Here is a 24,733-nt window from a genome sequence, read left to right as displayed (position 1 = left end):
GCTGACTCCAAATCTAATGCACCAGCAAAACAAACTTAAAATGAAAACCTATAAAACTAAATACAGCATCAAAAACGTTTTTGATGCTGTTTAATTAATCTATTTTTTTCTAATAACCTGTATCGATTTTTTAGGACTAGTCAATTGTTGACTTTGTGAGAAAAGATATAGAACTTCGAAATTGTTTCAATAACTTCTGATAAAAAACATGAAAACAATTTTATATTGTATAGTTCTGCCTCACGCTAAAAAACGGCAGGTAAAATGCAAACGCACCCACAGATAATTATATCTTTGGGTAATTGTATTTTTTGAATTTTTAATTTACACGGATAATAATAATATGCCAACACTCAATTGGATAGGAAAAGAGAAAGTAGTAAGCCACCACCAAGATGTGCCATACAGAGTTTTGGAACATAAATACGGATTTACAGCAGACCCTTCGGCAGGCTTAGGGCGAGAACACACCGAACCGATAAACAGCGGAAACAAAATTATACATGGAGACAATCTTGAAGCCTTAAAAAGTTTACTGCCCGAATACGAAGGAAAAATAAAGTGCATCTACATAGACCCACCATACAACACTGGCAACGAAAGTTGGGTGTATAACGACAACGTAAACCACCCAAAAATTAAAAAATGGTTGGGCGAAGTGGTAGGCAAAGATGGTGAAGACCTCACCCGCCACGACAAATGGTTGTGTATGATGTATCCACGACTGAAACTCTTACATAAATTATTGGCAGACGATGGCGCTATTTTTATTTCGATTGACGATAATGAACAAGCTAATTTGAAATTGATTTGTGATGAGATTTTTGGAGCGAGAAATTTTGTAACTAATCTTATTTGGCGTTCTGCTGACTCCTCAAATAATGACGCTAAACAATTTTCAATTGATTATAATCACACATTGATTTATTCCAAAGATTTTGGATGGCAACCATATAAGCTCGAACGAACAGAGGATAACAATGCTCATTATAAAAATCCTGACAACGATCCAAATGGGCCTTGGTTTATGGGGAATTTATCGTCTCCCAATCCACGACCTAACTTAACGTATATTTTAGTTTCTCCAAATGGAACTCTTATAAAACCTCCAAAAAATGGTTGGAGATGGAGTAAGGAGAGGATGGAAGAAATGATAGAAAGCAAAGAAGTTATTTTCTCTTCTGACCAATCGAAAATTATCAAAAAAACATATTTAAAAGACCAAAGTGGAATTGTTCCATCAAATATTTGGTGGGATTTAGAAGATAGTGGGCATAATAGAAACGCTAAATATGAATTGATAAAAATTTTTAATGAGCTAAAAACATCAGACATTTTTAAAACTCCGAAACCTACAAAATTTGTTGAGAAGATTTTAAAAATTTCCTCCAACAAAAACTCAATCATCCTCGACTCTTTCGCAGGTTCAGCCACCACCGCTCACGCAGTGTTAAATTTGAACAAACAAGATGGTGGTAATCGGAAATTTATTGTAATAGAAATGGAAGATTACGCCAATGACGTTACAGCAGAGCGAGTAAAAAGAGTAGCTAAAGGTTATGGAAGCCCCCCAACCCCCGAAGGGGGAGAAAAAAACAAAAAATGGGTGGAAGGTACCGGTGGTAGTTTTGATTTTTACGAACTCGGTTTAGCTCTATTTGATGAAAACCAAAATCTAAACGAGCACGTTGGCTTGGAGAAAATAAGGGAATACATTTGGTTTTCAGAAACTCGTACTTCATTTACCGAACCTAATGGTGAGAATTACTTTTTAGGCAAAAAGGACGAATCGGCATACTACTTCATTTACGAGAAAGACCGACTAACAACCTTAGATTATGACTCTTTGGAACTCATAAAAACCAAAGGCGAGCAATATGTAATCTATGCTGATAATTGCTTGTTGCCAAAGGAATTTATGGCAAAGAAGAACATCATTTTCAAAAAGATACCAAGAGACATTACAAGATTTTAGATTATGGAAATTAAAATAGAAACACTACCACCTAAAATAGATTCTGAGTCTGTAACCATATTAAAGCAACTTAATAGGGCTTCACGAGCATTAGGACAACTTAAAGGAGAGGTTTCTAAAATTCCAAATTCTCAGATTTTGCTCGATACGCTTACCTTACAAGAGGCAAAAGATAGTAACGAAATTGAGAACATTGTAACTACAGATGATGAAATGTACCAAGCCAGCATTGATGAAACGGTAGCTTCGGTTACGGCAAAAGAGGCGCTCAATTATTCGAAGGCTATAAAATTAGGATTGGAGATTGTTAGAAATAAAGGCTTGCTAACAGTCAATGACATAAAACGTATTCAAGAATTAATTTCACCTAATCACCCTATTCGGAAAATACCGGGAACGGTTTTAAAAAATCCCAAAACGCAAGAGGTTGTTTACACACCACCACAACATTATGATGAAATCCAAAGCTTGCTCGATAATTTGGAGCGTTACATCAACGCACCAGAATTTCACGATATAGATGCTTTGATAAAAATGCCCATCATCCACTTTCAATTTGAGAGTATTCATCCTTTTTTAGATGGTAATGGAAGAACAGGGCGTTTGTTAAATATTTTGTATTTGGTTCAACAAGGTTTGCTAGACATTCCTGTTTTGTATTTAAGTAGTTACATTATTAAAAACAAAAGTGATTATTACCGCTTATTGCAAGAAGTTCGCACCAAAGGCAGTTGGGAAGAATGGATTGTTTGGATGTTGAAAGGCGTTGAACTTACCGCTAAAGAAACCATTGTAGTGGTAAACAAAATAAAATTGCTAATGGACGAATACAAAAAGGAAATCCGCAGCAACTTTAGTTTTTACAGCCACGATTTAATCAATATCCTTTTTAAGCATCCTTACACCAAGAACAGTTTTTTGGAACGTGAATTAAAAATTCATAGAAACACCGCTTCAAGCTACTTGAACACCCTTGCGGAAGCAGGATTGCTTACCAAAGTGAAAATTGGCAAATTCAATTATTACATCAATGTTGAGTTGCTTCAAATACTTAAAAACAGATGATAATAAGCAGTTTAAATCAAGAGATTCATATGCACAACAAATCACGGTTTCTTGTGCGCGTTTCAAGAACATCTACAAATATGTGTAGAATGTTGTGCACGATATCAGTATATGCTTAAAGTTTAGCCAAATGTTGTGCACGTTAAAATATTAGAATATGGAATTAAAAAGTTATCAGAGAAAAGTAATTGACAATTTGGAAGAATACTTGGGCTATGTTCAAGAGTATAAAAGCTTGGCTAAAGCTTTTAACCAATATTGGGAAGACAAAATTGGTCCGTACAATCCTTTGGATGGTACAGGAATGGAAGGTTACAAAAACAACATTCCAAATGCAGCCCACGTTTGCGTGAAAGTGCCAACGGCAGGCGGTAAAACCTTTATTGCTGTTAATGCTTTGCATACCATTTTTTCGGCTTACGATTCCATAAAACCAAAAGCAGTTATTTGGTTAGTCCCTTGGAGTAATTTATTGCAACAGACGGTAAACACGCTTTCAAACCCTGAGCATCAATATCGCCAAAAACTCAATTCGCTTTTTAACAATCGAGTAGAGATTTATCAAAAGGCAGATTTGTTACAAGGTTCAAACTTCAACCCAACAGTTGTAAAAGACCAGTTGAGCATTTTTGTAATGAGTTTTTCCAGTTTAAGAGCCAACAACAAAGAAGACAGAAAAGTATTTCAGGAAAACGGACAATTGGAAGCCTTTGTTTCGCAGTACAAAAACAACGAACATATTTTAAGTGGTATTGACGATACTGCATTAATCAATGTTTTACGTTTTCTTAATCCTGTTTTGGTTGTGGACGAAAGCCACAACGCAGAAAGTGATTTGAGCGTAGATATGCTAAAAAACTTAAATCCATCATTCATTCTTGATTTAACAGCCACACCAAAAGACAATAGCAATATTGTAAGTCTTGTTCCTGCCATTGAATTGAAAAAAGAGCATATGGTAAAACTTCCTGTAATCGTGTACAACAATCACGACAAAACAGAAGTCATAAACAACGCTTTGCACTTGCAAAGAAAATTAGAAAATCTTGCTAAAAAACAAGAAACGGAAGGCGGTAAATACATTCGCCCAATTATATTGTTTCAAGCACAACCTAAAACCAAAGACGACAATACCACTTTTGAAAAACTGAAAGAACAATTGTTAGAATTAGGTATTCCCGAAAGTCATATTAAAATTAAAACTGCCAATATTGACGAATTGAAAAGCATTGATTTGATGAGCAAGGAATGTGAAGTCCGTTACATTATTACAATCAACGCCTTGAAAGAAGGTTGGGATTGCCCGTTTGCATACATTTTAGCCTCGTTAGCCGACAAATCAAGTGCGGTAGATGTAGAACAAATTTTAGGTCGGGTATTACGCCAGCCTTATGTACAAAAACACAAAGCATTTCAATTAAACCTTTCTTATGTTTTAACAGCTTCAGCAAAGTTCAATGAAACATTACAAAGTATTGTGAAAGGACTTCAAGAATCAGGTTTTAGTGAAAAAGATTATCGCAAAGTCGATAAAATGACCGAAGAAGAAAAGAAAACGGTTATGACTGACCCAGTAGAATCTTTCTTGTTCCCAGAGCAACAAACCGAACAGAAAGAAGAAACCATAGACAAAGACAGAGTAACGTTTAACCCAAATTCAGACGAAGAAGAAACTGAATCATCATCTGTAATAATAGAAATTGAAACGATTGCGGAAGAACAAAACCGACAATTGGAAGAGCAAATAAAAGAACAGGAAAAACAGCCTGTTGACGAAAATATATTTCAAGAAATGGGTACAAAAGTAAAACGCTATAAAGTCAAGGAATCCAATAAGGATTTTATTGACAAGATTGAGTTTCCGCAGTTCTTCATCAAAGTAACAGCAAGTGATATTTTTGGAACAGATGAAGAATTGCTAAATCGTGAATCATTGCTTAAAGATTTTAAACTTTCAGACGAAGATATCAAAATTGACTTTGACCAAATTTCATCTGACTTGTATAAAATCGACTTAGAAGAATCGAAAAAGAACGAGTACCGACCATCTTTTACCAAGATTGAAGACAGTATGGTAAAAGACCCCATTGCAGAATACATTTTAGCAAAACCAAAAGAAAATCAAATATCAGACATCACACATCAAATGATGCAAATTGTTGGAAATATGTACCCAATTCCTGACCAAGAAATCAAGGTTTACATGGGGCGTATTTTGAACAGTATGAATACCGAACAACTTCGGGATATTTTGGTGAGAAAGTGGAGTTATACTGATAAAATTAAAGGTAAAATTCGCCAATTGGCAGACTCTTATGCCGAAGTTCGTTTTATGGACTTACTGAAATCTAAAAAAATCAACACCAAAGCAAATTGGAAATTAGGTAACGAAATTGTGCCAGGAAATATTGGTTCATCCATTGGAAATTCACTTTATGAAAGAGAAGGTTCGATGAACGGATTTGAAGAACGCGTTGCTATGGAAATTGGAACTTCTTCAAACATTGCGTTTTGGCATAGAAACTTAGAACGTGGCAAAGGTTTTTACATCAACGGATTTAAAGCCAATCATTACCCTGACTTTATTTTACAAACCAAATCAGAAAAGACCATTTTGATAGAAACTAAGGGCGACCATTTAGACGGTTCAGACAGCGAAGCAAAATGCCGACTTGGAAACGAATGGGAAAGACAAGCAGGACAAGACTTTGCTTATTTTATGGTATTTGACAAAAAAGAAATTAAAGGAGCATACACATTGGACAAAGCAAAAGAGTTGATAAGTAAAATGTAACAGTGCATGACAGTTAAACACATTACCACGCTCTAAAACGTTAACCAAACACACCCAAAACCCCTTTCATCCTTAAACACTTTTTTTAAATTTCACTATCTTTCGTTTGTCTTTAAAATAAATAATCCATGAAGAATATTAAAAATGCTGTAATAACTTGTTTTGCATTTATTAATCTGGTTGCTTTTGCACAGTCAAATCCAGACAAAATAGAGGTACTCATCATTGATGGCTTTAGTAACCACGATTGGAAACAAACCACGTTGATGGTTACATCCATTCTAGAAAAAACTGGTTTATTTAATGTCAGTGTTTCAACAGCCCCCTCACAACCTGAAGATGCTACTTGGGACACTTGGAATCCCGCCTTTGAAAACTATGCGGTTGTTATTCAAAACACCAACAACATTGATATGAAAAACACCAAATGGCCAAAAAGGGTTGAGGAACGTCTTGAAAATTATGTAGCATCGAGCGGCGGATTGTATGTGCTCCATTCTGCCAATAATGCGTTTCCGCACTGGGACGCCTATAATGATATGATTGGCTTGGGTTGGCGGTCTCCGGCGGAAGGCGTGGCGCTTCAAGTAGCTGATAATGGCAAGATAAAAGAAATCCCAGTAGGCGAAGGCAAAGGGACGTATCACGGCCCTCGGAACGATGAAATAATACAGATTCTTAACAACCACCCCATTAATGAGGGTTTTCCAAAAACATGGAAAACCCCTGATATGGAACTTTATAAATATGCCCGAGGGCCTGCCAAAAACCTGAAGGTGTTATCGTATGCTACAGAAATGGAAACAAACATTAACTGGCCTGTGGAATGGGTGGTAGCGTATGGAAAAGGACGAGTTTATAATTCCAGCATGGGGCATCTTTGGCGAGGAGAAACCTACCCCGTTAGTTATAGATGTGTAGGGTTTCAAACCACATTGATTAGGGCTACTGAATGGTTAGCTACAGGCAAAACAACCTATAAAGTGCCTGAAAATTTCCCAACTGAGACAGACATTAAATTAGTGGCGGTTGATTAATTGAAAATTAGCATTTAAAAAATAAAAACATACATGACCAAAAAACGCATATTTTTTACGGGCGGATCTGGAAAAGCAGGCAAGCACGCCATCGCCTATCTTCTAGAGCAAGGACACCGAGTGATGAATGTAGACCTAACGCCTTTGGATTACCCCGGGGTGGATAACTTGATCGCTGATATTACAGATTCCGGACAGATGTTTAATGCCATGAGTTCGTATGCGGGCCTAGATGAGTTGGAACCGGGTAATGGCGTACCAGAATTTGATGCCGTGGTGCATTTTGCTGCCGTACCTAGAATCTTGATAAAACCTGATAATGAAACGTTTCGAGTGAACACCATTGGCACTTACAACGTGATTGAAGCGGCGGTTAAGCTTGGCATAAAGAAAATTATTATTGCGTCGTCTGAGACTACTTATGGTGTCTGTTTTTCGGATGGTATAACCAACCCTCATGTACTCCCTTTGGAGGAAGATTATGATGTTGATCCCATGGATAGCTACGGCTTATCGAAGGTGGTGAACGAAAAGACGGCACGCAGCTTTAAGCGTCGCTCGGGTTTTGATATCTATGCCCTTCGTATAGGAAACGTGATTGAGCCTCACGAATACACAGAGCTGTTTCCGCATTTTTTCAAACATCCGGAAGTGCGCCGCAGGAATGCGTTCTGTTATATTGATGGCCGCGACTTGGGACAAATTGTGGATTTATGTTTGCAAAAAGATGGGCTTGGTTTTCAGATTTTCAACGCTGGAAACGATCATAACGGCGCCATTATCCCGAGCAAACAATTAGCTGAACAGTTTTTCCCCGGTGTGCCAATCACTCGTGAATTGGAGGAACATGAAGCCTTGTTTTCAAATCGTAAAATACGTGAGGTTTTGGGCTTCAAAGAACAACATAACTGGCGAAACTACGTGAAAGGGTATTAATCGTCATAAAAACCCTTTGAAATTACTATTTTAACACGTTGTGCAGGTTAAAACTTTTATCGCTATGATATGTCAGTTCGATTCGCCCTAGCGAATTGTATCGAGAACCATTCTAAAATTAAAAAATTTGATTCTCGATACAAATTTCACACATGAAAAATGTGTAAAATACACTCAAATTGACAAATTTTTATTAAAACCCACTTGATATTATATTTTAGTATCTTTAGTTACTATACGAGCATCATCAATGTGCTTTCTAATTTACCAACAAACATGAAAAAAATCCTTTTTTACGTCGTATTGCTGCTTTTAACCATAAGCTGTGCAGACACACAATCGGTACACCTATCCTTTGATAGTACTTCATTACAACAACAGTACGCTACCAAAAAACTTTCAGAAAGTTTGCTGAAAAACGGGTATAGCATTGCCGAAAACAATGCTGCCGTTACTGTTGAATTTAGGTTAGATACAACCTTAGGTAAGGAAGCTTATACCATAAATAACCAAGGGAAGAACATCGTTCTTACGGGTGGTAACGAAACCGGATTGATATACGGCGCAAATAGCATTGTTGAAGACCTAAAAAACGGTATTAAATTGAATACTGTTGAAAATCGGTCTGAAAGTCCGCAATTACTGTTTCGTGCCATTAAGTTTGACCTTCCTTGGGACAGCTATCGCCACAGTTATGCATTGAGCCAACATGATGAGATGTGTCGCGATTTGGAATATTGGGAAGCGTTTCTAGATATGATGAGCTATAACCGTTTTAATGTGCTTACTGTTTGGAACTTACATCCATACACGTTTATGATTAAGCCGAAAAATTTCCCAGAAGCATCGGAATGGACCGATGAAGAAATGAAAGAATGGAAACATCTTTTCTCCTCGATTTTTAAAATGGCAAAGGAACGTGGTATTGATACCTACGTGATGCCCTTTAATATTTTTGTGCCGCCATCTTTTGCCGAAAAACATGGCGTAGCTTTAAATAACCTAGAACACCACCATTATGTGGACGCAGATACGTCACAAATCATAAAAACCTATACACGCGAAAGTGTCACCCAATTATTAAATGAATATCCAGATTTGTCGGGTATGGGCTTAACCCTAGGCGAAGGCATGGGAGGCATGACGCCTTTTGAACGCGAACAGTGGATGCAAGAAACCATTATTGCGGGCATGCAACAGGCAAATCGGACTTCAAAATTGATTCATCGCATTCCGTTCTCGGGCAATACCGAATCGTTAGGGGCGACCTCCATGGAAATGGAACAAATAACCCGCGACGGCATTGAAAAAGAAGCCGCGATGGAAAAGATTGAAAAACCAGTTTGGGCGAGCATGAAATTTAATTGGTCACATCCCCACTCTACCACAAAGCTGATTAAGGTTCATGGCGGTAAATTGTATGGTAAGTATTTCGACCCCATTCCACAGGATTTTAAAATTGTTTGGACCGTTAGAAACGAGGATTTTTTCTGCTTACGCTGGGGCGTGGAAGAATTTGCGCGTGCGCACATTAAAGCGAATACCCCTGATTATGTTGGCGGTTATTTTATAGGATCTGAAACCTATATTCCCGCTAAAGACTATTTTACAAACCCCGATTACAAAATAAGTGCGAAATATGCTTTTGAACGCCAATGGTTGTTCTACAAACTTTGGGGACGATTGCTTTATAATTCTGACACGCCAAACACCGTTTTTATCAACGAGTTTAAGCAACGTTATGGAGAAACGCATGCAGAAAAACTTTTTAAAGCTTCTAATTTAGCAGGAAAAACACCGCTTCGTTTGGTCTCCTTTTTTGATTCTACTTGGGATTTTACCATGTATGCGGAAGGGTTTACCTATAGAAATCCTGAAACTGAAAATGTTGAGTTTATTGATATCAATCGTTTTATCAATCAACCGCCACTAGACACCACCTTTGTTTCCATTGCCAATTATGTTAAAAATACATCTCAACAACCATGGCCTAAAGAATTTACGACACCCATAATGCTTGCCAACGACCTTGAACGAGATTCTAAAGAAGCGCTTCGTTTGGTTGAAAATATTACTGAAGACAACACTGATTTAATGTATGAAGTGGCCGATATTAAAACCTGGGCCTATATGGGGCTTTATATGGCGGAAAAAATAAAGGGAGGCTTAGCCTTGGAAACATATCGCCAAAACAGTGATTCAAAAAACAAACAATTAGCTATGACGCATTTAGAAAATGCTTTGGGTCATTGGGATAAAATTATTGAAATAACACGCCCCATATACAATGATATGCCATTGGTACATTACAGTGAAAATAACGGGAAGACTTGGCAAGAGAACGATAGTTTAAGATTCCATTGGGCATTATTGCGCAGCGATGTTCTAAAAGATATTGATATTGCCAAACAATAATACGCACCGTTTAGGAGTGCCATGCCATTACAGATTGAACAACTATTCATCAGGTTTTATATTTTAGTACCTTTGGCTACTTAAAATAGAGGTCTTGAAATTCACGTTTAACAAAAAAGATAAGCTTAAAAGCAAAAAATTAATAGAAGTGTTGTTTACCGAAGGTCGTTCGGTTTCGGCATATCCTCTGCGTTTGGTTTATATGAATGCGTCTTTTGATGACGCTGTTTTGGTTAAAGCTGGGGTTTCCGTTAGCAAGCGACATTTTAAAAAAGCGGTAGACCGAAATAGAATAAAACGCTTACTAAGAGAATCTTATCGATTAAATAAGCCTGATTATTTTAACAACATTACAACATCTTATGCGTTAATGATTTTGTACATTGGTAAAGACAAACCAACGTACGGACAAGTGGAAACCAAAATGAACCAATTGTTTGAAAAATTTATAGGCACCATTTCTAAACCGCAATCTTAGTACCATGAAATTAATTTTCTCATTTTTTGTATTAATGCTTCCATTAATGTGTTCTGAAAGCAACTCTGATGATACCGGTTATGCCGATAGAGAAGAAATCGTGGTTGAACCAAGTGGTTCAAGTTTAAAACAGTCTGTTATAAATAATGATTCTGGTGCTGTTGATATGGTTTCAGAAGATGTCGAACAAAAAATAATCAAAGAGTCTTATTTGCATTTTGAAACCCAAGATTTGGATAAAACCTATTCGGAAATAAAACAAATAGTCCTTCAAAATAAAGGCATCATACAAAGTGATAATGCTAACAAATCCTATAACACCATTACTAGGCATTTAACGATTAGGATACCTACCAACACGTTTCAAAACACCATTGATTCCATTATTAAACATGTGGCATATTTTGATACAAAAAGCATTTCGGCTCGAGACGTTACCGAAGAATTTATCGATTTGGAGGCGCGCCTTAAAGCCAAACAAACCTTGGAAAAACGCTATTTAGAGTTGTTGGCAAAAGCCAATAACGTAAAAGATATGCTAGAAATTGAACGTGAGCTTTCCAACATACGGGAGGAAATTGAAGCCAAACAAGGCCGTTTAAAATATCTTGATAACCAAGTGTCCTTAAGTACCATAAATATTGAGTTTTACAAGCAAACCGCCGAAACCGGTATTACCACTTCGTATGGCAAAAAAATGTGGAATGCCATTGGTTCTGGCTTTGATGGCTTGTCGGTTTTCTTCTTGGGCATATTATATATTTGGCCCTTTATTATCATAATAATCATTGTCTTTTTTGTGTTGAAAAGATGGATAAATAAAAAAAGTAAAAAATGAAAACATTATTAAAGAAAAGATTTTTAATCCCTGTTTTGGCCGTTGTTGTCTTTTTATCAACAACGTCTTTTAAAAACGATTTTTTTGAAATAGCAAAACAACTGGAGATTTTCACCACCTTGTTTAAGGAGCTCAACATGAATTATGTTGATGAAACCAACCCCGCAGATTTAATGGATAAAGCAATTAAAAGCATGTTGGCAGATTTAGATCCGTACACCAACTTTATGAACGAGCAAGATGTAGAAGCAGCTAGAATCAATAATACGGGCGATTACACTGGTATTGGCGCCAAAGTAAAAACCCTAAAAGATAAATTGGTCATTGTTGAGCCTTACAAAGATTATCCCGCAGACAAAGCGGGCTTAAAAGCCGGCGATGAAATTATTAAAGTTGGGAATGCACTGGTGGCAGATTATAAAGAAGAATCAGGCGATTTGCTTAAAGGTGCTCCAGATTCATCGGTAGAAGTGACGTATGTACGCCAAGGCAAAACCTTAACAACCACTATAAAAAGAGCTGAAGTGGAACTGAAAGCAGTCCCACATTTTTCTATGGTTAATGGCAAAACAGGTTATATTGTTTTAAGTCAGTTTAACCAAAAAGCAACCTCAGAAACCAGTTATGCGCTTAGGGATTTAAAAGCACAGGGCGCAGAACGCGTTATTTTGGACTTAAGGGGAAACCCAGGCGGTTTACTTAATGAAGCCATTGATATTGTTAATTTATTTGTTCCAAAGGGCCAATTGGTGGTAACCACAAAATCCAAAGTCGAAAAATATAACAAAACGTATTATACACAAAAAGATCCTGTTGATACAGATATGCCCTTAGTGGTTCTTATTGATGGTGGTAGCGCATCGGCAAGTGAAATAGTTGCCGGTTCTTTGCAAGATTTAGATAGGGCCGTTATTGTTGGTTCCAGAAGTTTTGGAAAAGGCTTGGTGCAACGCCCAAAAGAATTAACCTATGGCACACAGGTTAAAATTACCATTTCTAGATATTATACACCTTCTGGAAGGTGTATTCAGGCCTTAGATTATTGGCATAGAGACGAAAAAGGCGATGCCGTTCGTGTGAAACAAGAAAATTACAATGAGTTTAAAACCAAAAACGGAAGAAAAGTGTTTGATGGTGGTGGTGTTTTGCCGGATGAGCATTTAAATATTGTGAAAAATTCGACCATTACAAAGGCTCTTGTGAATGATGATATGATTTTTGATTTTGCTACCGATTATTATTATAGTCACAACATAGGCGATATTAATGCCTTTAAGTTGACAGCGGCAGATTTTTCAAACTTCAAAAACTTTTTAAAAACGAATAATTTTTCGTTTGAAAGTAATACCGAAAAAGCCCTTTTAAAAGCATTTGATGAAGCGACAAAAGAAGGTTTAAATGATGAGATTAATGATGATTACAACACCTTAATTTCAAATTTAAAACTATCAAAGAATAAAACCATAGACGAAAATAAAGACTATTTGATAGGGTTGTTAACTGAGGATATCGTTAAACGATATGTGTATAGGGAAGGCTTGTATGAGTACTACAAAATACACGACCCAGAGATAAAAAAGGCCACTGAAATTCTAGGTAATTCAACGGCTTACTTAAACTATTTAAGATAAATTTTATAAAAAGTACTATCTTTATAAAGATATACCACTCCCAAATAAATGAATAGGCATATTTATTTTATAGTAATGTTTCTTAACTGCTTGATTGTTTTTTCCCAAAAGGAATTAAAACAAGAGGTTTATTTTGAGACGGATAAATATGATATTCCCACAACAGAAGAAAGTCGTCTGCTCCTTTTTATATCAAAACTATCGGACCTTGATATAGAATCTATTTCCATTTATGGGTTTTGTGACGATGTTGGAGCTCCTGCTTATAATTTAAAACTTTCCCAACAACGCGCCGATGCCATTAAGGCTGTTTTTGCCGATAATGAAATAAGCGAATCTTTGATTTCAAACGTGGACGGAAAAGGTCAAATTTTATTGAGGATCGTTGAAGAAAAAGATGTTGTAAAGATTAGGGGGCTTAACAGAAAAGTTGAAATCATAGTTAAAGAAAAAGCATCCATAGTTAAAGAAGAAACCCCAATTGTTGAAGAGAAAAAGAAAGATGCCGCAGAGCTCATTAAAGGCGATATAAAAGTGGGCGATAAAATTATTTTTGAAAACCTTTTGTTTAAAACGGGCTATACTATTTTAATGCCAGAATCTAAAAAAGTTTTAGAAAATATTGCAAAATCTTTAGAAGAAAGAAACGACGTTTATTTTACTATTCAAGGGCATGTGTGCTGTACGCAATACAGTAGGGATGCGGTTGATAGAAAAACAAAAAAACAAAACCTCTCTGAAGCCAGGGCTAAGTTTGTATATGATTTTTTTGTAAAAAAAGGTATCGAAAAAAAAAGAATGCGCTATGTAGGTATGCGCAGAAAATTTCCACTAGGTGGCGACCCAGAATTGGATAGACGCGTAGAAATACTAATAACCCATGTGGATGAATCGTTAAATGTAAAATAAATTAAGGTTTGATTCTTGAATATAAAAACTATTTTATCCCTCATATTAATACCACTAACTTACTGTATTGGCGTATCTCAGAACACCTTTGTGCCAGATGACAATTTTGAACGGGCTTTAATAGAATTAGGTTTAGATACTGCTCCTTTAGATGATTTTGTTCCAACTGCAAATATTAGGGGCATTCTTTCCTTAAACCTTCGTGATAAAAATATTTCGGATTTAACCGGTATTGAAGATTTTACAGCTTTAACTGTTCTTAACTGTGATGAAAATAATTTAACCAATTTAAATTTAACTCAAAACACAAACCTAACCCAGTTGTTTTGCAGGAACAACCAATTAACAAGTTTAAATACGTCGCTAAATACTAATCTAAATATTTTATGGGTTGACAGCAATCAGCTAACGGGGTTGGATGTTTCCAAAAACAATAAGTTAATTTCACTAATTACAAATAATAACCCGTTAAATGTCTTGGACGTAACAAATAATGGAGAATTAAGGGTGCTATACTGTGAAAACAACCAATTAAGTAACTTAGATATATCAAAAAATTTGATGTTAAAATTTTTTAATGTAAACAACAATTCCTTAACAAGTATAGATACTTCTAATAATATTGAATTAACGGAGATGGCTTGTGGTGATAATTTAATAACGTCTTTAGACATTTCTAAAAACATTAATTTAGTTTATTTTTGGTGTACAAGAAACCAACTTACAAGTTTAGATGTCACTAAAAATTTGAACTTGGTTCAGTTAACATTTGGTGATAATCAAATTTCATCAATAGATTTAAGTAGAAATACGAAATTAGAACGTTTGTGGGCTGCCAAAAATCTTTTAACACAACTAGATGTTAGCAAAAATTTACTTTTAATGGACATTTCAGTAAGTATAAACAATATAGCTTTTTTAGATGTTAGTAAAAATAGCAACCTAATTAGTTTAGATATAGATTATAATAACCTATGCTATTTAAACATTAAAAATGGTAATAACACTAAAATAGTAAGTTACAGAAGCGCCAATAACCCTTTTTTATCTTGTATTTTTGTTGATAATATAGCTTACAGCACAACAAATTGGACCAATATTGATGCCGCTTCAAATTTTGTTACAAACCAAACGGAATGTGATGCTTTTGGTAATGATACACTTCCTGTTGATACTTTAAATGATTTTGTTGGAATCCGCTATATACTTCCCGTAATTAGTAATGGTAATTACTTCACGGAGCCAGGGGGTAATGGAACCGCTTTAAATGCAGGTGATGTTATTACAACCTCACAAACTATTTATATTTTTAATGATATAGAATGTTACAGCAATGAATCTAGTTTTAAGGTGACTATAAGTGATGGAGATTATTATATCCCTAAGTTCTTTACACCTAATAATGACGGTACCCACGATTATTGGCAAGTTTATGATAACGCTAATGTTATAAGTATTATTAACATTTACAACAGATACGGAAAACTGTTAAAATCGTTAGCACCTAACTCTGAAGGTTGGAATGGTACTTTTAGTGGTAGGTTACTAGAAAGTGATGATTATTGGTATGCGATTACCTTGCATACGGGACACATAATAAAAGGCCATTTTACCTTAAAGCGATAAATTAATCCTTTATCATGGAAATGTGCGGAATATTATCTTCTAAGTACTCCTCGCCTATTTGTTTAAAACCAATGGTGTTGTAAAAGCCTTTTAAATACGCTTGCGCCGAAATTTTTATAGTCGTTTCTTTAAATTCTTTTTCAATAGCACTAATAGATGCATTCATAATATCATAGCCATATTTATTATTCCTTTCGGTTTTGGCAACCACAACCCTCCCTACACTAGCATATTCCAAATAATCACCTGGTTTAAAAACGCGTGTGTAAGCAATAATGTTGTTATTTTTAATACCTAAAACATGCATGGCTATTTGGTCTTTTCCATCTAAATCTTGGTAAACACAATCTTGCTCTACTACAAAAACGGCGCTTCGTAATTGTAAAATAGCATACAATTCATGAGTAGATAATTCATTAAAAGGTCTAATGATAATATGCAGCATTAATCTTGAATAATTATTTCTTTTTCATCTTGCTTATTAAACTCTGGCTGAATGGTAATGTGGTTTATTTTAAAATCATCACGCAACAATACTTCTATTTTATCTAAAATAACATCGAATTCTGAAACCGTTATATCTTCCGTAAAATCTAAATGCGCTTCCAAATGAAACTCATCATCATTCAATCCCCAAATATGAACATGATGTAGTTTATTAACTTTTGGAATATTGTTAACAGCGGCAACAACCTTCTCCATATTTATGTGTTCTGGAGTAAATAGCATTAATATTCGTGTGGATGTTTTAAGTAAACTAAACCCAACCCAAATTAAATAGATGGCAATTAAAAAAGTAAGCACACTATCTACCCAATAGACTTCATAAAATTTCATTAATAAACCACCAATTAAAACAGCGACACTTGCCAACATATCTGTTAACAAATGCACATAAGCCGATTTAATATTGATATTATTTTTGGAATCTGCTCTTAAAAGCAAGACGCTTGCGCCGTTGGCTATAATGGCTATGAATGATAACCAAATAACCAATCCAGATTCAATTTCCTCAGGATTTTTAAAACGTTTTATAGCTTCAATTATTAATAATACCGCCACTATAACCAATGTACACGCATTAACAAAAGCAGCTAAAATTTCAGCGCGTTTGTATCCAAATGTTTTATCTGTCGATGCTTTTTTCTTAGCTAATTTGGAAGCAATATAACTGACTATAAGTGATAAAACATCACTAAAATTATGAAGCGCATCACTCAATAAAGCCAAACTACCTGATAAAACACCACCTATAATTTGCGCAACTGTGATGACTATATTTAATAAAATAGAAATTAAAAGGTTTTTGTCCTTTTTACTTTTATGAGTATGCGTATGTAAGTGACCCATTTAGCAAGATAAAGGTATTTTGTCTATCCGTGTTTGGTGACGTCCACCTTCAAATTCAGTATTTAAAAACGTTTCAACCATTTCCACTGCTTGGTGAATGGCCGTAAAACGAGCTGGTATACATAATACGTTCGCATTATTATGACCACGAACCAGTTGAACAACTTCCTTATTCCAAGCCAAGCCTGCACGTATTTTTTGATGTTTATTAGCTGTTATGGCAACGCCATTCGCACTTCCACATATTAAAATGCCGTAAGTTGACTTATTATTTTCAACATCCTCTGCTACAGGATGCACAAAATCGGCATAATCTACACTGTTACTGGCATCAGTTCCATGGTTAATAACGGTATATCCTTTAGCTTCTAAATAGTCTTTTATAGCGAATTTATAATCCGTTCCTGCGTGATCATTTCCTATTGAAATTGTCATCTCTATTATATTAAAATTTAATGGTACAAAGGTACGAAATAAGGATAATACATTTTTATTTCATTTAAAATGATTGTTTTACCAAACTAGAATGGTAACAACTGTGGATTACATACTCATTACTTGTTAATAAGTGTTAATAGTTTTATAAAACTATAATATTGTTTATTCAATTATTTTTCCAATCAAAAACCGCTGTATCATTTCCTAAAATTTAACTCACTTTTTTTAGACATTTTATAAGCTTACAAAAAGGACTATATAAACAGATTTTAAAAAAAAGTTATTAGTAAAAAAGTATAAAAAACAGTTGTTAACAACTGTTCATATAAAATTAAAAATCCTTAAAAATGAACCTTTTAAAAGAATTTACTATGTTAATTAACTATCAATAGAATGTAAATTAATTGTAATCAAAATGAAACTAAAAAAAGTTATACTACATATTAACACACTATAATAATCACCATTTAATTTTTAAATTTTAAAAAAGTTTTTATTGTTATAGTATATAATGTGGATAAGTTGATTTTAACTTTTCATAACATAAAAAAAATGTTGTTTAAAAATTAAAATGTAACTTTGTGAAAAATAAATAGCAAATCTTCTCCTTAAATACAGCTATTTTGTAACATAATTTCCAGTATCTTAGGGATTATATATAGATTAAAAAAAGTAAATGACAAGAAAGAAAAAAGGAAAATCCAATAAAGGGATTCCTAACCTCACAAATACTATATTAAGTATTTTAAAAAAAGACAGAAATCAATCATACAATTATAAACAAATTGCTGCTAAACTTGATGTAAATGATGCTAGTAGCAGAAATCAAATTATAAAAAAACTTCACGACTTACACGGAAAAAAAGAGATTGAAGAAGTAGAACGTGGAAAATACAAAGCTATTTTTACTGCAGAATATCATATAGGTACTTTAGATTTATCTGGTAAGGGAACAGGATATATTATATCTGAGGATTTTGATGAAGATGTATTTATAGCATCCAATAACATCAATAAAGCATTGCATGGTGATGAAGTAGAATTCTATGTTTATAAACGTCGTAAACAAGGACGTATGGAAGGTGAAATCACTAAAGTGCTAAAACGAGAAAAAAGTGAGTATGTAGGCGTGATTCAGCTTCATAGTAATTATGCTTTTGTGATAGCAGATAGCAATAAAATGTATAAAGATATTTTTATTCCTATCAATAAAACCTTTAAAGCTGAAGATGGCGATAAAGTATTGGTAAAATTAGAAGATTGGCCAGAGAATGCTGATTCTCCTTATGGAAAAGTAATTCAAGTGTTAGGTAAACCAGGTGATCATAATACTGAAATTCATTCTATTTTGGCTGAATATGGTTTGCCTTATGAATTTCCACATGAAGTAGAAGATTTTGCCAATAAGATTGATACCTCTATAAAAGCAGAAGACATTACAAATAGAAGGGATATGCGTAAAGACTTAACTTTTACCATAGACCCTAAAGATGCCAAAGATTTTGATGATGCTTTGTCTTATAAAGTATTAGAAAATGGTTTGTATGAAATAGGAATTCATATTGCAGATGTATCACATTATGTGCAAGAAGGTACTGTTTTAGATGAAGAAGCTTATCAACGGGGTACGTCTATTTATTTGGTGGATAGAGTGGTTCCTATGTTACCGGAAGTTTTATCCAATAATGCCTGTTCATTACGACCACATGAAGAAAAATTAACTTTTTCTGCGGTGTTTCATATAAATGATAAAACTGAAATAAAGAACCAATGGTTTGGAAGAACGGTTACTTACAGTGATGCTCGTTTTGCTTATGAAGAAGCTCAGTGTATTATTGAATCTAAATCCAATATCATTCCTCCAGAAGTTTCGCTAACTGGTAAAGAATATAAAACCTCACCAGAAATTATGGAAGCTATTTTAAAAATGAATGAATTAGCTAAAATTATGCGAAAAAAACGTATGAGTGCTGGTGCTATTTCATTTGATAAAGTAGAAGTAAAGTTTGATTTGGATGAGCATGCCAACCCTGTTGGTGTATTTTTTAAATCGAGTAAAGATGCTAATAAACTTATTGAAGAATTTATGTTATTAGCTAATAAAAAAGTATCGGAATATGTTGGAAAACAGTCTGTTAAAAAGACATTTATATATAGAGTGCATGATGAACCAGATGAAAGCAAACTAGCTAACCTACAAAGTATTGTATCTAAATTTGGTTATAAACTCAACTTTAAAGATAAAAAAACCACCACAGCATCACTTAATTATTTATTACAAGATGTGGTTGGTAAAAAAGAACAAAATTTGGTAGATACGCTTACGATTAGAAGTATGAGCAAAGCCGAATATACAACCCAAAATATAGGTCATTATGGTTTGGCATTCGATTATTATAGTCATTTTACATCGCCCATTCGTCGGTATCCAGATGTGATGGCTCACCGTTTATTACAACTTTATTTAGATGGTGGAAAATCGGCCAATGAAGCTGTTTATGAAGAAAAATGTCAGCACTCCAGCAGCATGGAGAATCTGGCCACTAAAGCTGAACGGGATTCCATCAAGTATATGCAGATTAAATTTATGCAAGATCATAAAGATGAACCTTTTACTGGTGTTATTTCGGGAGTAACCGACTGGGGAATTTACATAGAAATTATAGAAAATAAATGTGAAGGGATGGTGAGTGTGCGCGATATGAAAGATGACCATTATGCGTTTGACCAACAACAATATGCTATGGTAGGAAGAAACACAAAAATGATGTATCAACTTGGTGATGAAGTTATTGTAAAAGTTAAAAACGCCGATTTGGTTAAAAAACATCTTGACTTTATTTTGATAGGAAAGAATAATGAGCAGTCGTAACATATCTTTAAATTGATATACTAATAATTAAAATTTTAATTATGATTTTAACTACAACAAATTCGATTGAAGGTTTTAGAGTAATTGAATATAAAGGCATCGTTTCTGGACATGCGGTAAATATTCAAAAGATGAAAATGACATTTAACATGCAAAAATATTATACAGCAATTAGTGAAAGTGTTTCTGAGGTAAAAGAGCAAGCACTTCAACAATTAGCTAATAACGCTAAAAACATGAATGCTAACGCCATAGTGGGCATAAAAGTGGATATTGAGTTAACAGCAAGTAATTATGTGACGGTTTCTGTAACAGGTACCGCTGTTAGCATTGTTAAAATAAAGGAATAATTTTTGATAACTTACGTTTATATCTTAAACTAATAAAAAAACACACAAATGAAACGCTTATTTACAATTTTTTTAATTTTAATTACCTCTGTAATTATAGCTCAAAACCCCATAGAAAAAAAAATTGGAGATTTTAAAGAACTTAAAGTGTACGATTTAATAGAAGTAGAATTAATTAAATCTGATGCCAATAAAATTATTATTACCGGAGGACATGCAGAAAGTGTTTTGGTAAATAATAAAAACGGGACGCTTAAAATAAAAATGGAAATATCTAAAATTTTTGATGGTAACTTTACCAAAGTAAAATTATACTACACAACAATGGATGTTATTGATGCAAATGAAGGCTCTAAAATTCATTCCAAAGACACCTTTAAACAATTTGAAATAGATTTAAAAGCACAAGAAGGAGCTAGTATAGATGTTGGTGTAGATGTTAACTATGTTAATGTAAAAGCGGTTACTGGAGGTATAATAAAAGTTACTGGAGTTACAAAAAAGCAAAATGTATCGTTGTTAACAGGAGGTATTTTTCATGGAGAAGAACTTAAATCTGAAAATGCAGACGTTTCTATTAATGCTGCTGGTGAAGCTTACGTAAATGCATCTAAAGTAGTAGATATTAAAATTAGGGCAGGTGGTGATGTCTTTGTTTATGGAAAACCCGAAACCATTAATGAAAGCAGGGTATTTGGAGGTCGAGTAAAACGGATGGATTGATTTAATCATAAAAAGAATAATTAGAACCCATGAAACTTTTCATGGGTTTTTTGTTTTCATCCTTTTAGTAATTACAATACTTTAATCGAAAAGAATTCCTCGACGCTTTGCGTCGGGGTTTCCGTTGAAATTGTCATTGACTTCGTCGAATCTTCGATTTCCCGTGAATCCCGATAGCTATCGGGAGGGAATCCAAATAGAGAATTTTGATTTTTGGTACAAAGTTCAAAATGAAACGAGGGAAATATCGCTATGGCTCTGCCTCGAGGATAGTTCGTTTATAAAAATTCTTTATTGCCTTATTTTTATTAAATTAGTGACATAACAAATTTTGTTTTGGGGCCAACTAAACTAATTTTCTTTCTTTTTATATTTTATACTTGTTTCTTCTTGGAATCTCAAGAACGCCCACCTATTCAAGTTTATACGCCAGCAGATTATAAAGCTGAAAATCAAAATTGGTCGATTTCACAATCTAAGGAAAAGTATATTTATGCTGCTAACAATAAAGGTCTTTTAGAATTTAATGGCGCAAAATGGACGCTTTATACCTCTATAAACCAAACCACTATACGATCTGTAGAAGTAATTGACAACACCATTTATACCGGTAGTTATAGAGAATTTGGTTATTGGAATAGAAATAGCTACGGTAAATTAGAATATACCTCACTTTCCGAAAAACTAGGTATTTCTTTTCTAGATGATGAAGAAATTTGGAAAATTATTTCTATTGATGATTTTATTTTATTTCAATCATTAAGCAGAATATATGTTTTCAATCAAAAAAAACAAACCTATTTAATCATTGCATCGAATACCACCATTTATAAAATGTTTAAGGTCAATGAAAGTATTTATTTTCAAAGCGTTAAAGATGGCGTATATGAAATTGAAAATGGAAAATCAAAATTAATTTCAAATAATCGCATTTTAAACGAAAACTTACTTGTTAATATTTTTTATCATCATGGTCGCATTTTATTTCAAACCGAGGACAATGGTTTTTATCAAATGGAAAACATTGAGTTTAAAAAATGGGAGATTTCTGCAAATACAGTTTTGTCTAAAATTAGAATTTATAGCAGTACTCAATTAAAAGATAAAAGTTTTTTATTGGGAAGCATTTCAAGTGGTGTTATTCACTTAACACCTAAGGGAGATATTAACTATCAAATAGACCATACTAATGGATTAAGCAATAATACCGTGCTTTCTGTTTTTGAAGACGTAGAAAACAACATTTGGTTAGGTTTAGAGAATGGTATTAATTGCATAAATATAAAATCTCCATTTAGTATATACGAAGATCAACATGGAAATGTTGGCTCTGTAAATACCTCCATAAATTTTAACGGATATTTATATCTTGGGACCAATCAAGGTTTGTTTTATAAGCCAATAGACTCCAATACAGATGAATTTAAATTAATTGATGGCACTCAAGGGGCTGTTTGGTGTTTAACTAATATAGACAACACGCTGTTTTGCGGTCATAATTCCGGAACTTTTCTTATAGAAGAAAGAGAGGCTAAGTTGGCAATTGATGTTTTAGGAACGTGGGGGATAAAAAGAATTGAGAACAAAAAGGATGTATTGTTACAAGGTAATTATAATGGATTAAATATTATTGAAAAAGTTAATGGAAAATGGCAACTAAAAAATAAAATTAATGGGTTTGATATTTCAAGCAGGTATTTTGAAATGCTTAACTCAACGGAGGTTGTTGTAAGTCATGAATATAAAGGCGTTTTTAAAATAAAGCTAGAGGACGATTTAACTAAAGTAAAAACGGTTTTTCAAGATACATCTGTTTCAAAAGGGGCTAAATCAAGCCTTATAAAATATAATGGAAATATCTTATATGCTTACAATGAAGGTGTTTTTAAATACAATATAAAAGCACAAAAATTCATTAAAGACACCATTTTTAGTGAATTATTTAATAAAGACGAATATACTTCTGGAAAACTGGTTGTAGATTCTAAATCTGGTAAGTTATGGGGTTTTTCGAATTATAATATTAGTTATGTATCTCCTAGAAAGTTAAGCAACATTCCTAATATTAATAAAATTTCATTGCCTAGTAGTTTAAGAAATGATGTTTCCGGTTATGAAAACATAGCTTTTTTAAAAGATAATTTATATCTGTACGGCACCTCTCAAGGCTATATTTTAATTGACTTAGATAAAATGGTTAGTAAGCCATTTAAAATTAATATCACCTCTATTTCAATAAGCACTTATAAGCATGGTTATAAATCCAATTTAATAGATAAATCTTTAACAGGTGATTTTAAAAGTAATGAAAACAATATTGAATTAGAATTTAGTACGCCCGAGTATGAAAAATATAATATACCCGAATATCAATTTAAGTTAAATGGCATTTATGAAGAGTGGAGTACATGGTCAGCTAATTCAAGTGCTCTATTTGAAAATTTACCTTATGGAAATTACACTTTTTATGTTAGGTCCCGATTAGGAAATCAAATTTCTGAAAATACAGAAAGCTATACATTCAGCATAGAGAGACCTTGGTATATTTCCAACATAGCAATAGCAGGTTACTTTCTCTTTATATTGCTATTCTCTGTTTTAATGCATAATATATACAAACAATATTATAAAAAGCAAAGGGAAAAATTACTTCAAAAAACGCAGCAAGAATTAGAATTAAAAGAACTTGAAAATAAAGAGCAATTAATGCGATTTAATAACGATAAACTAAAACAAGATATTGAAAATAAAAATAGGGAATTGGATATTTCTACGATGAGCTTAATTAAGAAGAATGAATTTTTAAACAATATTAAAAAAGAGCTACAAAAAACAAAAGACGATAAAAATTTAAAACAGGTTATTAAGATAATTGATAAAAATTTGAATAATACTGACGATTGGCATGCTTTTGAAGAGGCCTTTAATAACGCAGATAAAGATTTCCTGAAAAAAATAAAAACGCAACATCCTTCTTTAACATCCAACGACCTACGTCTTTGCGCATACTTGAGGTTAAATCTATCTTCTAAAGAAATAGCGCCCCTACTAAACATTTCACCAAGAAGTGTAGAGGTAAAACGATATAGACTTCGAAAAAAGATGAATTTAGAACACGATGCAAGCTTAACGGATTATATTTTAAAAATATGATTACACAACATACATGATTTTTACCTATACAACACCACAACATTAACAAATTGAGTTACTAAATACATTAAGTTTTATAAATATATTATTCTCAAAAACCATCTGTTTTATTGGTGTTTTACTAAAAAAACAGATGGTTTTTT

18 protein-coding genes are annotated in these 24,733 nt (G+C 33.7%); 15 read left to right on the top strand and 3 right to left on the bottom strand.

The window, feature by feature from the left end:
• The first annotated feature begins 343 nt into the window (after positions 1-343).
• From CSW08_RS07010 to CSW08_RS06960, 11 genes are all read left to right on the top strand, one after another.
• Complete coding sequence (locus CSW08_RS07010) at positions 344-1,975, top strand: site-specific DNA-methyltransferase (RefSeq protein ID WP_106659196.1); 1,632 nt, start codon at positions 344-346, stop codon at positions 1,973-1,975.
• Positions 1,976-3,040 (top strand): Fic family protein, encoded by a 1,065-nt coding sequence (locus CSW08_RS07005; protein ID WP_106659195.1) that lies wholly within the window; start codon positions 1,976-1,978, stop codon positions 3,038-3,040. It abuts the gene before it with no gap.
• Between the two features lie 157 nt (positions 3,041-3,197).
• Positions 3,198-5,834 (top strand): DEAD/DEAH box helicase, encoded by a 2,637-nt coding sequence (locus tag CSW08_RS07000; RefSeq protein ID WP_106659194.1) that lies wholly within the window; start codon positions 3,198-3,200, stop codon positions 5,832-5,834.
• 128 nt (positions 5,835-5,962) lie between these two features.
• Entirely contained in the window at positions 5,963-6,871 is a 909-nt protein-coding gene (locus CSW08_RS06995) for a ThuA domain-containing protein (protein WP_106659193.1), read from the top strand.
• A 33-nt stretch (positions 6,872-6,904) separates the two neighbouring features.
• Entirely contained in the window at positions 6,905-7,807 is a 903-nt protein-coding gene (locus CSW08_RS06990) for an NAD-dependent epimerase/dehydratase family protein (protein ID WP_106659192.1), read from the top strand.
• Between the two features lie 276 nt (positions 7,808-8,083).
• Positions 8,084-10,222, top strand: a complete 2,139-nt coding sequence (locus CSW08_RS06985; RefSeq protein WP_106659191.1) for a glycoside hydrolase family 20 zincin-like fold domain-containing protein — start codon at positions 8,084-8,086, stop codon at positions 10,220-10,222.
• A gap of 94 nt (positions 10,223-10,316) precedes the next feature.
• On the top strand, positions 10,317-10,700 hold the full coding sequence (gene rnpA, locus CSW08_RS06980; RefSeq protein ID WP_106659190.1) for a ribonuclease P protein component: 384 nt from the start codon (positions 10,317-10,319) through the stop codon (positions 10,698-10,700).
• Positions 10,701-10,704: 4 nt separating this feature from the next.
• Positions 10,705-11,538, top strand: coding sequence for a DUF4349 domain-containing protein (locus tag CSW08_RS06975; protein ID WP_106659189.1), 834 nt, complete (start codon positions 10,705-10,707; stop codon positions 11,536-11,538).
• Positions 11,535-13,169, top strand: a complete 1,635-nt coding sequence (locus tag CSW08_RS06970; RefSeq protein ID WP_106659188.1) for a S41 family peptidase — start codon at positions 11,535-11,537, stop codon at positions 13,167-13,169. The genes CSW08_RS06975 and CSW08_RS06970 overlap by 4 nt, the downstream gene beginning before the upstream one ends.
• 48 nt (positions 13,170-13,217) lie before the next feature.
• Entirely contained in the window at positions 13,218-14,078 is an 861-nt protein-coding gene (locus CSW08_RS06965; RefSeq protein WP_106659187.1) for an OmpA family protein, read from the top strand.
• A 15-nt stretch (positions 14,079-14,093) separates the two neighbouring features.
• Entirely contained in the window at positions 14,094-15,704 is a 1,611-nt protein-coding gene (locus CSW08_RS06960) for a T9SS type B sorting domain-containing protein (protein ID WP_106659186.1), read from the top strand.
• A gap of 1 nt (position 15,705) precedes the next feature.
• Here the strand turns inward: CSW08_RS06960 and CSW08_RS06955 are convergent, their stop codons facing one another.
• The 3 genes from CSW08_RS06955 to rpiB are packed head-to-tail and all read right to left on the bottom strand — an operon-like array spanning position 15,706 to position 17,489.
• Entirely contained in the window at positions 15,706-16,149 is a 444-nt protein-coding gene (locus tag CSW08_RS06955; RefSeq protein ID WP_106659185.1) for a GNAT family N-acetyltransferase, read from the bottom strand.
• On the bottom strand, positions 16,149-17,054 hold the full coding sequence (locus tag CSW08_RS06950; protein WP_106659184.1) for a cation diffusion facilitator family transporter: 906 nt from the start codon (positions 17,052-17,054) through the stop codon (positions 16,149-16,151). Before CSW08_RS06950 ends, CSW08_RS06955 begins: the two co-directional genes overlap by 1 nt.
• On the bottom strand, positions 17,055-17,489 hold the full coding sequence (gene rpiB, locus CSW08_RS06945; RefSeq protein ID WP_106659183.1) for a ribose 5-phosphate isomerase B: 435 nt from the start codon (positions 17,487-17,489) through the stop codon (positions 17,055-17,057).
• Between the two features lie 679 nt (positions 17,490-18,168).
• Between rpiB and rnr the strand changes: the two genes are divergently transcribed.
• The 4 genes from rnr to CSW08_RS06925 all read left to right on the top strand — a co-directional run bounded on the left by rnr (position 18,169) and on the right by CSW08_RS06925 (position 24,590).
• Positions 18,169-20,364 carry a ribonuclease R gene (rnr, locus tag CSW08_RS06940; RefSeq protein ID WP_106659182.1) on the top strand — a complete coding sequence of 732 codons (2,196 nt, stop codon included), beginning with the start codon at positions 18,169-18,171 and terminating at the stop codon, positions 20,362-20,364.
• Positions 20,365-20,405: 41 nt separating this feature from the next.
• Positions 20,406-20,714, top strand: a complete 309-nt coding sequence (locus CSW08_RS06935) for a heavy metal-binding domain-containing protein (protein ID WP_106659181.1) — start codon at positions 20,406-20,408, stop codon at positions 20,712-20,714.
• A 48-nt stretch (positions 20,715-20,762) separates the two neighbouring features.
• The gene (locus CSW08_RS06930; protein WP_106659180.1) at positions 20,763-21,437 is read left to right on the top strand and encodes a head GIN domain-containing protein; all 675 of its coding nucleotides are present in this window, start codon (positions 20,763-20,765) and stop codon (positions 21,435-21,437) included.
• Positions 21,438-21,827: 390 nt separating this feature from the next.
• Positions 21,828-24,590 (top strand): helix-turn-helix and ligand-binding sensor domain-containing protein, encoded by a 2,763-nt coding sequence (locus CSW08_RS06925; RefSeq protein ID WP_238987216.1) that lies wholly within the window; start codon positions 21,828-21,830, stop codon positions 24,588-24,590.
• Positions 24,591-24,733: the final 143 nt, after the last annotated feature.

This window comes from Confluentibacter flavum, from assembly GCF_002843175.1.
Taxonomy (GTDB): domain Bacteria; phylum Bacteroidota; class Bacteroidia; order Flavobacteriales; family Flavobacteriaceae; genus Confluentibacter; species Confluentibacter flavum.
Note: the sequence above shows the minus strand (reverse complement) of the source record. Positions and strands in the feature narration are given on the sequence as shown.